9 protein-coding genes are annotated in these 12,482 nt (G+C 67.9%); 8 read left to right on the top strand and 1 reads right to left on the bottom strand.

The genetic code is table 11. From position 1 onward, the window contains the following. The first annotated feature begins 100 nt into the window (after window positions 1-100). The 8 genes from ACWD6R_RS17230 (at window position 101) to ACWD6R_RS17195 (ending at window position 12,350) form a co-directional block, all read left to right on the top strand. Window positions 101-1,192, top strand: a complete 1,092-nt coding sequence (locus ACWD6R_RS17230; protein WP_451819445.1) for an ABC transporter ATP-binding protein — start codon at window positions 101-103, stop codon at window positions 1,190-1,192. 219 nt (window positions 1,193-1,411) lie between these two features. Beyond that, window positions 1,412-1,831, top strand: a complete 420-nt coding sequence (locus ACWD6R_RS17225) for a TOBE domain-containing protein (protein ID WP_451819444.1) — start codon at window positions 1,412-1,414, stop codon at window positions 1,829-1,831. Window positions 1,832-2,717: 886 nt separating this feature from the next. Then, window positions 2,718-5,252 (top strand): Pls/PosA family non-ribosomal peptide synthetase, encoded by a 2,535-nt coding sequence (locus ACWD6R_RS17220; RefSeq protein WP_451819500.1) that lies wholly within the window; start codon window positions 2,718-2,720, stop codon window positions 5,250-5,252. Between the two features lie 60 nt (window positions 5,253-5,312). Continuing rightward, window positions 5,313-8,576 carry a non-ribosomal peptide synthetase gene (locus ACWD6R_RS17215; RefSeq protein WP_451819443.1) on the top strand — a complete coding sequence of 1,088 codons (3,264 nt, stop codon included), beginning with the start codon at window positions 5,313-5,315 and terminating at the stop codon, window positions 8,574-8,576. 23 nt (window positions 8,577-8,599) lie between these two features. Next, on the top strand, window positions 8,600-9,604 hold the full coding sequence (locus ACWD6R_RS17210; protein WP_451819442.1) for a TauD/TfdA family dioxygenase: 1,005 nt from the start codon (window positions 8,600-8,602) through the stop codon (window positions 9,602-9,604). Next, a complete protein-coding gene (sbnB, locus tag ACWD6R_RS17205; RefSeq protein ID WP_451819441.1) occupies window positions 9,601-10,671 on the top strand; it encodes a 2,3-diaminopropionate biosynthesis protein SbnB in 1,071 nt (356 codons plus the stop codon). The genes ACWD6R_RS17210 and sbnB overlap by 4 nt, the downstream gene beginning before the upstream one ends. A gap of 213 nt (window positions 10,672-10,884) precedes the next feature. Next, on the top strand, window positions 10,885-11,958 hold the full coding sequence (sbnA, locus tag ACWD6R_RS17200) for a 2,3-diaminopropionate biosynthesis protein SbnA (protein WP_451819440.1): 1,074 nt from the start codon (window positions 10,885-10,887) through the stop codon (window positions 11,956-11,958). Between the two features lie 98 nt (window positions 11,959-12,056). Then, window positions 12,057-12,350: a transposase gene (locus ACWD6R_RS17195; protein ID WP_451819439.1), complete on the top strand. Its 294-nt coding sequence runs from the start codon at window positions 12,057-12,059 to the stop codon at window positions 12,348-12,350. Here the strand turns inward: ACWD6R_RS17195 and ACWD6R_RS17190 are convergent. After that, a partial coding sequence (locus tag ACWD6R_RS17190; RefSeq protein WP_451819438.1) for a hypothetical protein occupies window positions 12,278-12,482 on the bottom strand: 205 nt, incomplete at its 5' end. The genes ACWD6R_RS17195 and ACWD6R_RS17190 overlap by 73 nt on opposite strands.

The raw sequence follows: 12,482 nt of genomic DNA, 5'->3' as shown, positions 1-12,482 counted from the left end.
CCCGTGAGCCACTCGCAGTCCGCCCCGGATCGCCGAGGCGCCGGACCGCCGGCGCGTCCCTTACTGTTCCCCCACCCCGCAACCGCTGGACGAACCCCTCATGACGGACATCGACGACGCCACGGGCAGCCTCTCCACCACTGACGCATCCGCCGCGGGCCTGGACGCCCATCTGGTCGTCAACCGCGGCCCCTTCCACCTCGACGTGGCGCTGACGGCCGCGCCCGGCGACGTCGTGGCGCTCCTCGGGCCCAACGGCGCGGGCAAGACCACCGCCCTGCGCGCACTCACAGGTCTCACCCCGCTCACCGGCGGTCATCTGCGCCTCGACGGCGTCGCGCTGGACCGTACGCCGCCCGAGTCCCGTCCGGTCGGCGTCGTCTTCCAGGACTACCTGCTCTTCCCGCACCTCTCCGCCCTCGACAACATCGCATTCGGCCCCCGCTGCCAGGGCGCGTCCAAGGCCGAGGCTCGCGCACAGGCCGCCGAGTGGCTGGACCGCATGGGCCTCGCCGACCACGCCGGCGCCAAACCCCGCCGGCTCTCCGGCGGGCAGGCCCAGCGCGTCGCCCTCGCCCGCGCCCTGGCCACCCACCCCCGGCTGCTGCTGCTCGACGAACCGCTGGCCGCGCTCGACGCCCGCACCCGCCTCGACGTACGTGCCCAACTCCGCCGCCACCTCGCCGACTTCGAGGCGGTCGCCGTGCTGGTCACGCACGATCCGCTGGACGCCATGGTGCTGTCCGACCGGCTGGTCGTCATCGAGCACGGCCGGGTCGTCCAGGAGGGCGCCCCTTCCGACATCGCCCGCCGTCCGCGTACCGACTACATCGCCCAACTGGTCGGCCTGAACCTCTACAAGGGGCTGGCCGAGGGGCACACCGTACGGCTCGACTCCGGCCCGGCGATCACCACCACCGAGGATCTCACCGGCCCCGCCTTCGTCGCGTTCCCGCCCGGCGCGGTCACCCTCCACCGCGACCGGCCCACCGGCTCCAGCGCCCGCAACCTGTGGCACTGCAAGGTCACCGGACTCGAAACGCACGGTGACCAGATCCGCGCGGACCTCACCGGCGAGCTCCCCCTCGCCGCCGACCTGACCACGGTCGCCGCAGCCGAACTCGACCTCCATCCGGGAGCCCCTGTCTGGGCCACGGTCAAGGCCGCACAGACACACGCATACCCAGCCTGACGCAGCGCTCGCCCCAGCCGAGGCCGGAAGCCCCGAACGCCAGGGATTCAAAGCCCGGCACATCCGTGACTTTCGGGCAGCCCGACCTGCCAGGCACTCCCACCCTCACCTGGCGGATGCGACGGGCCGCAATACGGCCACCGCCCGACACGACTACGGTGAGGCTCACCACAGGCTCAAACCCGGACAATCCACACCTTTTCTGCGAGGCGTCCCGTCATGACCCTGAGCATCCGCAACCAGCTTCCCGGCACCGTCACCGCCATCACCCCGGGCGAGGTCATGGCGACCGTCAAGGTCCGCCTCGACGGCGGCCAGGACATCACCGCGGCGATCACACGGGAAGCCGTCGAGGAACTCGGCCTCGCAGAGGGCTCCGCCGTACGCGCCCTGATCAAGTCCACCGAGGTCTCCCTCGCCACCGCCGCGGTCGAGGGACTGTCCATCCGCAACCAACTCCCCGGCACGGTCGGCGACGTCGCCACGGGCGGTGCCATGGCCTCCGTCAAGGTCACCGTCCCGGGTGGCGAACTCACCGCCGCGATCACCAAGGACGCCGTCACCGACCTGGACCTGACCCGCGGCTCCTCCGTCGTCGCCCTGATCAAGTCGACCGAGATCTCCCTCGCCGCCGTGTGATTCACCCATACGCAGTCGATCCGGCGGTACACAGTTCGGCCCCCACACCGATTCCGGTATGTGGCCCAACGCCTTTCCCCCGATCAGGGCCGGCGGATCCGGCTCAGGCCAGACGTTCATGGGCCGGCGCCCTCGGGCATCGTGCGGACGGGACGCCGATCGATCGCGGCAAGGATCTCGACACCGTTGCGTGACGGCCGTGTGGGCCACGGACTTGGTTGCCGGGGCAGACGGTACTGCCTCAAGGCTGTGATGTCCCAGATGTCGTCACCGTCCCGCGCCCCGATCGCCCGGGCATGGACTTCTGGCACCGTCTCTCTTTTTACCTGCTCCGACTCATGGCCGTACTGCTCCGCCATTCGAAAAGATCTGGCGACGCTCCGAAGCGGTCATCGTCGGTCTGGGTCCAGTCAGTCATCAGGGCTCGGGCGCCGAACCGGCACCCCTCGGAGCCCTGGGCCAATCGCTGCAATGTGACGGCAACAAGACTGATGACTGTTGCGCGCCACCGGCGCATCCCCCTCCCGGATCAGGCCCACGCCACTCGTATGCAGTAGGGCGAGACCCGTGCGCAGCTCATCGCCGTCCCATTGGGCGGGATCGTGGATGAGGAATGAAATCGGGCAGCGAGTCCGCCGCTCTCCCGACGCCAGGCCTCCGGTAGCGAGGACCCCCTGGCGCCGCCGAGAGCTACAGCCGCGCCAACGTGATCGAGTTCGAGTGGCAGCCCGACGGTGAACAGCAGAGACTGGGCAACGGTTTAGGAACTGGACAACAGATCCCGACCTCAGAATTCCGGATTACTCGCTCCGGCCATCGAAAAGCGCGAGTATCAGGGCGCCGCCATAATGGCCGATGGCGCTCGACTGTTCCTCAAGGAGCTCGCATGGAGGAGAAATCCGTCGACACGTTGGTGCCCGGGCCGGATGAATCTGCGATCGACAAGCGCAGGTACACCGGCCCGAGGACCGGCATCGAGAGAGACCTTGCCGAGGTGCTGGCTGACGTCATGTGCGTCGAGCGGGTGTCGGTCGACAGCCACTTCTTCGATGACCTCGGCGCCAACTCGTTGGTGATGGCCCAATTCTGCGCACGGCTCAGGAAGCGGACTGACCTCCCCTCGGCGTCGATGAAGGATATCTACCGGCACCCCACGATCGGAAGTCTGGCGACGGGGCTCGCGGACGCCGCGCCCACCCCTGTCGAGTCGTCGGTCCCGGTGTCGACCGAGGTGCTGCCGCCAGCCGGCACGGTGCGGTACGCCCTCTGTGGAACGCTGCAGTTCCTGCTCTTCCTGGGATATTCCTTCCTCGCCGGACTTGTTGCCGACCGAGGCTATGCGTGGGTCTCCGCCGGCTCGGATGTGATCGGCATCTACCTGCGATCGTTCGTCTTCGGCGGCATCGGATTCGTGGGTCTGTGCACCTTCCCGATCGTGGCCAAATGGCTCCTCATCGGCCGGTGGAAATCGCGCGAGTTCCCGGTCTGGGGTCTGACGTATCTGCGCTTCTGGACCATCAAGGTGCTGATACACGCCAACCCGATGATTTTCTTCGTCGGTAATCCCCTGTACGTGCTTTACCTGCGAGCCCTGGGCGCACGGATCGGCAAGGGGGTCACGATTCTCTCCCGCAACGTTCCGGTCTGCACCGACCTGCTCACGATCGGCGACGGCACGGTGGTCCGCAAAGACTCGTTCTTCCTCTGCTACCGGGCACACGCCGGCCGTATCCAGACCGGCCCGGTCACCCTTGGCCGGGACGTGTTCATCGGCGAGAAGACCGTGCTCGACATCGACACGTCGATGGGCGACGGAGCGCAACTCGGCCACACGTCCACGCTGTACAGCGGCCAGGTGGTCCCTGACGGCCGGCGCTGGCACGGATCACCGGCACAGCCCACCGAGCATGACTACCTGAGGATCGGGCCGGCCACGTGCGGCACGCTGCGTCGGGCCGGCTTCGGTCTCATCACCGTGCTTCAGCTGTTCTTCCTCTACGTGCCGCTGACTGTCGGGGGCGTGTACATGCTGGTGACGCTGGTTCCGGCGCTGCACAACCGGCTGGGCCCGGGTGCTGTGGGGTTCACCTCGCCGGATCTCTACATCGACGCGCTGATCCTTTCCTTCGTGCTGTTCTTCGGCTTCGTCGTCGTGGGCCTTGCCGTCCTGTTCACCGTTCCGCGCCTGCTGAACCTGGCCGTCAAGCCGGACAAGGTCTATCCGCTCTACGGGTTTCATTACTCGATGCACCGGGCGATCGGGCGCATGACCAACATCAAGTTCTTCACGTGGCTGTTCGGTGACAGCTCCTACATCGTCCACTATCTGCGGGGCCTCGGATACGACTTGTCCCGGGTCGAGCAGACCGGGTCGAACTTCGGCACGGAAGTGCAACACGAGTCCCCGTTTCTGTGCTCTGTCGGCAGCGGAACGATGGTCGCTGACGGGCTCTCCATCATCAATGCCGACTTCTCGAGCACGTCCTTCCGGGTGTCCCGGGCCTCGATCGGTCCACGCAACTTCCTCGGGAACAACATCGCCTATCCCTCAGGGGCCAGGACGGGCGAGAACTGTCTCCTCGCGACGAAGGTGATGATTCCGCTCGACGGCGAGGTACGCGAGGGGGTGGGCCTGCTCGGCTCACCATGCTTCGAGATTCCCCGGTCGGTCGAGCGCGACTCCCGGTTCGACCATCACCGGACCGGCGACGAGTTGCGCCGCAGCCTCGCCGCAAAGAACCGCTACAACATCCGCTCGATGGTCTTCTTCCTGCTCGTGCGGTGGCTGCACTTCTTCGTGCTCACGATGCTCGCCTTGGCGAACGTCGATCTGTACGACTCCTACGGGCATGTGCTGGTCGCTGTGTTCCTCGTGTTCAGCCTTGGGTTCACCGCTGTCTACTTCGTACTGGTGGAGCGCGGCATCGCGGCATTCCGCGCGCTCCGACCGCAGTTGTGTTCCATCTACGACCCGTACTTCTGGTGGCACGAGCGCCTCTGGAAGGTGCCTGACACGTACCTCAACGTCTTCAACGGCACCCCTTTCAAGAACGTGATCTGGCGGATGCTGGGGGTTCGGCTCGGCAGCAGGGTCTTCGATGACGGCTGCTATTTGACGGAGCGGACGCTCACCACCATCGGGAGCGACTGCACGCTCAATGCGGGAAGCAAGATCCAATGCCACTCTCAGGAGGACGGCACCTTCAAGTCCGATCGCAGCACCATCGGCGCCGGCTGCACCATCGGTGTGGGAGCACACGTCCACTACGGCGTGACGATGGGCGACGGCGCGGTCCTCGCCCCGGACTCCTTTCTCATGAAAGGCGAGGAAGTCCCGCAGCACGCACGCTGGGGAGGAAATCCCGCCGCGGAGACGCGAGATGCCCCTGATCAGCCCGAGGCATTGGCGCGGAAGGCGTAGCGCCGCCCTTGTCGGCGCCGAACAGCACGGTGGCGACGGTGAATGGAGAGGGACGACCAGATGGGAACGCAAGTGCAGGCCGACCGGCAGTTCTGGCGCGCGGTGCTCGTCGCCGGTGGATTCACCGCAATACCGCGGTGGACGCTCAATCCGGTGACGGGTGTCGGCGAACACGAGGCGACGATCCCGGACGATGTCGTGGCAGCGTTGGGCCGGTTGGCCAAGGACCTGGCGGTGCCGCTCGACTCGGTGCTGCTGGCCGCGCACGCCAAGGTGCTCGCCGCGCTGTCCGGCGAGCACGAGGTCGCGACCGGCTACGTCACGGTGGAGGGCAGCCGGCCGCTGCCCTGCCGGCTGACGACCGAACCCGACTCGTGGCGGACGCTGCTGCTGGACACCCATCGAGTCGCGTCAGATCTGCTGGTGCACAAGGACTTTCCGGTCGATGAGCTCAGGCGCGAACTGGGCCTGGCCGAACCGTCGATCGAGACCGTGTTCGATCCGCACGGCTCGGGCGGCGAACTCGCCGGTGACACCGTGCTGTGGGTGGGATTTTCGCAACGCGACGGTCGGCTCGTGCTGCGGCTGCGGTACCGGACCGACGCGCTCGACGCGGACTACGCCGTCAGGATCGCCGGATACCACCTCACCGCGCTCGCGCTGATCGCCGCCGATCCGGACGCCGAGCACGGGCGTCAGAGCCTGCTCTCCACCGAGGAACTCCGCTTCCAGCTCGAGGGGCTCGCCGGTCCGCGCCTGGAGCTCCCGGACCGCCGGTTCCACGAGTTGTTCGAGCAGCGGGTGGCGGCACACCCGGACGCCGTCGCGGCGGTGCACGGTGAGCGGCAGCTGACGTATCGGGAACTCAACGCGCGTGCCAACCGGTTGGGACGGGCCCTGCTGGCGCGGGGGCTTCGCCCCGAGGGTGTCGTCGCGGTGGTGACCGAGCGTAACCTGGACTGGATGGCCGCCGTGCTCGCGGTCTTCAAGGCCGGCGGCGTGTATCTGCCCATCGAGCCGCATTTCCCGGCCGATCGCCTCGCAACCATGCTCTCCCGTGCCGCATGCGGGCTCGTGCTGACCGAAGCCGGCAGCACTTCCACGCTCGACCAGGCCCTCGACTCGCTGCCCGGGGTCCAGAAGCTCTTCGTCGGCGCAGCCTACGAGGAGGACCATGCCGACGACGATCTGGGCCTCCGCGTCGCACCGGACCAACTCGCCTACATCTACTTCACCTCGGGGTCCACCGGGGAGCCCAAGGGCGCGATGTGCGAGCACGCGGGCATGCTCAACCACCTCTACGCCAAGATCGACGACCTGGAGATCGGCGAGGGACAGGTGGTCGCCCAGACCGCACCCCAGTGCTTCGACATCTCGCTGTGGCAACTGGTGTCCGGGCTCCTGGTCGGGGGGCAGACCCTGCTGGTGGAGCAGGAGGTGATCCTGGACGTCCGGCGGTTCGTCGACAAGATCATTGAGGGCCGGGTCGCCGTCCTCCAGGTCGTACCCTCCTACCTGGACGTCGTCGTGTCGTGTCTGAAGCATCACCCCCGCGAGCTGCCGGACCTGCGCTGCGTGTCGGTCACCGGCGAGGCGCTGAAGAAGGAGCTCACGCAGCGCTGGTTCGCCGCCCAGCCCGGGATCAAGCTGGTCAACGCCTACGGGCTGACCGAGACCTCGGACGACACCAACCACGAGGTCATGGACCGCGTGCCCGACGGGGACCGGGTCCTGCTGGGTCCCGCGGTCAACAACGTGCACGTCTATGTCGTCGACGAGCACCTGACCCCGGTGCCGCTCGGCGCCCCCGGTCTGATCGTCTTCTCCGGCGTCTGCGTCGGCCGCGGATACGTCAACGACCCCGAGCGCACCCGGCAGGCCTACCTTGCCGATCCGCACCGTGAGGGCGCCCGGCTCTACCGGGGCGGCGACTACGGCCGCTGGCAGCCCGAGGGAAAGCTGGAGTTCCTCGGTCGCCGGGACAACCAGGTAAAGATTCGTGGCTTCCGGATCGAGATCGGCGAGATCGAGAACACCCTGTTGCGGGTGCCCGGTGTACGCGACGGTGCAGTGGTGGTCACCGAGAGGGCCGACCAGAGCAAGCACCTGGTGGCGTTCTACTCCGGTCGGCGGCCACTCGAGGTCGACGTCCTGCTGGACCGGCTCGGCGAGTCGCTGCCCGATTACATGGTCCCGTCGGCCTTCCACTGGCGGGAAAGTCTGCCGCTGACGGCCAACAGCAAGATCGACAGGAAGGCTTTGCAGGCGCTCACCGGAGAACTCGGCCTCGTCCAGGACGACTACCGCCCACCGAATACGCCGACCGAACAGCAGTTGGCGGCCGCATGGGCGAAGGTGCTCGGCATCCCGCAGAACCAGATCGGACGGCGGGACCACTTCTTCGACCGGGGCGGCACGTCGCTGTCGGCAGTGAAGCTGGCGATCACCCTGGACCGTGCGGTGTCCCTCAAGGACGTCACCCGTCACCCGATCCTTGCCGATCTGGCCGGGCTGGTCGACGGCAGGTCCGAGCTGCGCTCCGGGCGCTGCGGGCTGCTTCAGTCACTGTCGGAATCGGACGGTACGCAGGGCGCTGCCCTGGTGTGCTTCCCCTACGCCGGCGGCAACGCGGTGAACTTCCGGCCGATGGCCGGGGCGCTGCCGGGCGGCGGGCCGGCGGTCTACGCCGTCGAGCTGCCCGGTCACGACGTGGCCGCCGGGAGCGGGCCGTTCGCCCCGATGGCACAGGTGGTCGAGCAGGTCGTCGTCGAGATCATCCGGCGTGGCCTCACCAGGGTCCTGCTCTGGGGCCACTCCTCGGGCACCGCGTTGGCCGTGGAGACGGCCAGAAAGCTGCAGGAGCGCGGGGTGGACGTCCAGCGGGTGTTCCTCGGCGCGCAGCTGCTCGGCAACGCCGCCGACCGGCGCGCCGGCATCACCGAGCTGACCGGGCGCAGCGACGCCGAGATCACCGGCATGCTGAGCGCGGACCGCGGGTACCCCGAGCTCGGTGAGCTGGATGCGCAGCACGCCGAGCACATCGGTGCCGCCTACCGGCACGACTGCCTGTCCGCACACCGCTATTTCGCCGACGCCCTGGACAGCCCGCCGGCGCTGAAGCTGTGCGCGCCGGTCACCGTGGTCGTTGCCGCCGACGACCCGAGCACGGCGGAGTACCCGCGCCGGTACCGCGACTGGCAGCTCCTGGCCGAGCAGGTCGACCTGCACGAACTCGCCGACGGCGGCCACTACTTCCTGCGTACCCGTCCGACCGAGGCGGCACAGGCCGTGCTGCGCGCCGCCGAACTGTTCGCTTCGTCCTGACCGGCAACTGAAAGGAAACCGAGATGTCTTCCATATCCACGGCGTCGCAGGTCGACGTCGAACTCGAACCCGGCAAACCTCCTCTCCTCCGGGCCGAGGCCACCGGCTCCGTGCTGAGCTGGGCGGCCGAGCACCGGGACGCGCTGCGCGCTGTCGTCGCCGAGCACGGTTCGGTCCTGGTCCGCGGCCTCGGGCTACGCGACGCGGACGGGACCGGCGCCGTCTTCTCGAGGCTGGCCACCGGTCTGATGACCGAGAAGGAGGTCTTCGCACCCCGACGGACCTACTCCGACGGCGTGTACTCCTCATCGAAGTGGCCGCCGAACCAGCCGATGTGCATGCACCACGAACTGAGCTACACGCTTGAGTTCCCCGGCCTGATGATGTTCGCCTGTACCAGCGCGCCCACCGACGGCGGGGCAACCGCGGTGGCCGACGCACCGACCGTGCTCGACGCGCTGCCCGCCGACTTGACCGAGCGGTTCGAGCGGGAGGGCTGGCTGCTCACCCGCAGCTACAACGACGAGATCGGGGCGTCCGTCGCCGAGGCGTTCGGCACCGCGGACCGTGGCGCCGTCGAGAGCTACTGCCGTGCCAACGCGATCATGTTCGAGTGGCAGCCCGACGGCGGACTGCGCACCAGACAGCGCCGCAGCGCCGTGGTGCGTCACCCGGTCACCGGCCGACGCTGCTGGTTCAACCAGATCGCGTTCCTCAACGAGTGGACGATGGCCCCCGAGGTGCGCGAGTACCTGGCGGACGTCTACGGCGCCGACGGGCTGCCGTTCAATACCCGCTTCGGCAACGGCGACCCGATCGGCGAGGACGTCGTGCAGCTGCTCAACAGCGTCTACGAGGCCAACACCGCACGCGAGCCGTGGCAGGCCGGCGACCTGATGCTCGTCGACAACGTCCGCACCGCGCACAGCAGGGAGCCCTTCGAAGGACCGCGCGAAGTGCTCGTCGCCATGGCCGACCCGGTGCGTCTGGCCGACTGCTCGCCGACCGTCGAGGTGACCACGGGATGACCACCATCGGTTCCACCGCTATGAAGTCCGCAATGTCCGCTCCGGTCACCGTGTCACCGTTCGCCGTGGTCTCCGGTGCCCAGGTCCAGCGCGCACTGCACGGGCGCGAGAAGCAGATCGTGGAGTTGGTCGAGGCCACCTACCGGGTGCACGGCGCCGGTGATTCGGTGAACCCGCCGTCGTACTTCCTGCGCTTCCCCGACCGCCCGTCCTCCCGGATCATCGCGCTGCCCGCCTCGATCGGCGGCGAGGTGCGGGTGGACGGCCTGAAGTGGATCTCCAGTTTTCCGGAGAACGTGACGGCCGGCATCCCGAGGGCCTCGGCCGTGCTGATCCTCAACGACCATGACACCGGCTACCCGTTCGCGTGTCTGGAAAGCTCGATCATCAGCGCCACCAGGACGGCCGCGTCGGCGGCGTCGGCGGCCGACTGGCTCAGCCGCGGCCGGCCGCGACCGACGCGTGTCGGGTTCTTCGGGGTGGGCCTGATCGCCCGTTACATCCACACCTTCCTGGCCGGCACCGGCTGGTCGTTCGACGACATCGGTGTGCACGACCTGTCCGCCGACAGCGCGGCAGGCTTCCGGTGCTACCTGGAGCAGTCGGGGACCACCGGCCGGATCACCGTGCACGACAGCGCCGAGCAGTTGATCCGACACAGCGACCTGGTGGTCTTCGCCACCGTCGCCGGCCGGCCGCATGTCAGCGACCTGTCATGGTTCGCACACAATCCGCTGGTGCTGCACGTGTCGCTGCGCGACCTCGCGCCGGAGATCCTGCTCGCCTCGGCCAACATCGTCGATGACATCGAGCACTGCCTGAAGGCCGACACCTCGCCGCATCTAGCCGAGCAGCTCACGGGCAACCGGGAGTTCCTGCACGGCACGTTGGACGACGTGATGGCCGGGCGCGTGGCGGTGCCGGCGGACCGGCCGGTGGTGTTCTCGCCCTTCGGCCTCGGGGTGCTCGACCTCGCGGTGGGCAAGGACGTCTACGACGAAGTGGTCCGCCGCGGAGAGTTGCGCGTCGTCGACGACTTCTTCCACGAACTGAGCCGGTACGGATGAGCCGGCCGAGAGCCCAGGCAGCTTGTCCAGGACTCATCCCAGGAGAGATCGCCGGTCAAGTCGCCGCAGGTCAGGGCGTGCGAGACAGCGACCGCTGACGCAGGGCCCCGTCCGGCCCGGTTGGACACTGGCTCCCGCCCGCAAGAGCGAGAAGCCCGCCCACGGCCGGATGGACGTTCCGAAAGTGCTCTGCTCCAGACAGAGGAGACCATCGTGCCCGTCGTATCCGTTCCCTACGCCTACAACGAAGAGGAGCTCTATGTCGACCTTCGGTCGATCTTCGGGCACTCGCTCTTCCTGAAGTGTGAGGGCTTCAACTTCGCCGGCTCGATCAAGTTGAAGGCCGCGACCGAGATGGTGGAGACCGCTGAGCGGGATGGAATCCTGACGCCGGAATCGATCATGGTCGAGTCCTCATCCGGGAACCTCGGCGTGGCGCTGAGCATGATCGCGGCAAGCAAGGGCTACCGGTTCGTGTGTGTGACGGACTCCCGCGGCAACCTGACGACCAGGATGATGATGGAGGCGTTGGGCAGCCAGGTGCACATGATCGCCGGACAGGAGGCCAACGGCGGCTTTCTCGGCGCGCGGATCGAGTACGTCCGTGCGCTGTGCGCCTCCGACAACCGGTACGTGTGGCTCAGTCAGTACACCAATCCGAGTAACTGGAAGGCGCACTACCGCAGGACAGCGCCGGAGATCGCCCGCCAGTTCCCGCGGCTGGACGTGCTGTTCGTCGGGGCCGGCACCACCGGGACCCTGATGGGCTGCGCGCGCTACTTCCGGGAGTGGCACCGGCCGGTGCGGATCATCGCAGTGGACAGCGTCGGCTCGGTGTCCTTCGGCGGTTCGCCGGGCCGCCGGATGATTCCCGGCCTGGGGATGAGCATGCGCCCGCCGCTGCTCGACGAGTCCTATGTGGATGAGGTGATACGTGTCGAGGAGGCGGACACCGTCCGTACCTGCCATCGTCTGGCCAGGCACGGATTCCTGTTCGGCGGCTCCACCGGCACGGTGGTCAGCGGCGCAACGGACTGGCTGGCCCGGCATGACGCGCGCGATCTCACCGCGGTGGCCGTCGGCCCGGACCTTGGCGAGCGGTACCTCGACACCATTTACCAGACCAACTGGCTGCAGGATCTCTACGGCGAGGACGTGCTCGACTCCGACGAGGTGGCTGCCGGTTCCTGGGCAGCCTCTTCCCGCGCCACCGACACGGTGGGGCCGACTGGACCTGCAGACCGGCGACCTCAAGGGCAACCAGCGCCATCAGTTCCAGGATCATGAGGCCCAGGTGTACTTGGCCATGACGTCGGTGGCAGTCGGCTGTGAGGTGACCCCTGCGGTGTGGACACTCTGATGGCGGATCTTGATGGTCCGGGAAGATGGTTTACATGGCAGGGCGGATATACACCCCGGAGTTCCGGGCGGACGCGGTGGCGTTGTGGAATGCCTCGGCGGGACAGCGGACGATGAAGGACGTCGCCACCGACCTGGGCATCACCCGCGAGACACCGCGGCTGTGGGTGCGGGCGGCCGAGGGCCACGCATTTACTTGGCACACGCCTTGTAGCTCGACTTTCGACGTTCTGACAGGTCTGGGGTCTCACGCGGCGGCGTTGGTGCTGGCGGCGGCCCATGCCTGTTGGACGGTGCGGATTTCCTGCTCGGTGGGTTGACCTGGGCGGGTGGGCATAAATCGGGCGGCGATGATCACTCGGCGGAGCTTGGCGACCATGTCGGACAGCGAGGGGTCGGACTTGGTGGTGTACCAGGGCGCGCGTTCGCGGTGCTCGGCCACGTCGCTGGGC

It is taken from the genome of Streptomyces sp. NPDC005151 (assembly GCF_053599875.1).
This window is presented reverse-complemented; position numbering and strand designations above follow the sequence as displayed.

Bases quoted from the DNA above. Each gene is read 5' to 3' on its own strand.
- ACWD6R_RS17230 (WP_451819445.1), top strand. From the start codon at position 101: ATGACGGACATCGACGACGCCACGGGCAGCCTCTCCACCACTGACGCA.
- ACWD6R_RS17225 (WP_451819444.1), top strand. From the start codon at position 1,412: ATGACCCTGAGCATCCGCAACCAGCTTCCCGGCACCGTCACCGCCATC.
- ACWD6R_RS17220 (WP_451819500.1), top strand. From the start codon at position 2,718: ATGGAGGAGAAATCCGTCGACACGTTGGTGCCCGGGCCGGATGAATCT.
- ACWD6R_RS17215 (WP_451819443.1), top strand. From the start codon at position 5,313: ATGGGAACGCAAGTGCAGGCCGACCGGCAGTTCTGGCGCGCGGTGCTC.
- ACWD6R_RS17210 (WP_451819442.1), top strand. From the start codon at position 8,600: ATGTCTTCCATATCCACGGCGTCGCAGGTCGACGTCGAACTCGAACCC.
- sbnB (WP_451819441.1), top strand. From the start codon at position 9,601: ATGACCACCATCGGTTCCACCGCTATGAAGTCCGCAATGTCCGCTCCG.
- ACWD6R_RS17195 (WP_451819439.1), top strand. From the start codon at position 12,057: ATGGTTTACATGGCAGGGCGGATATACACCCCGGAGTTCCGGGCGGAC.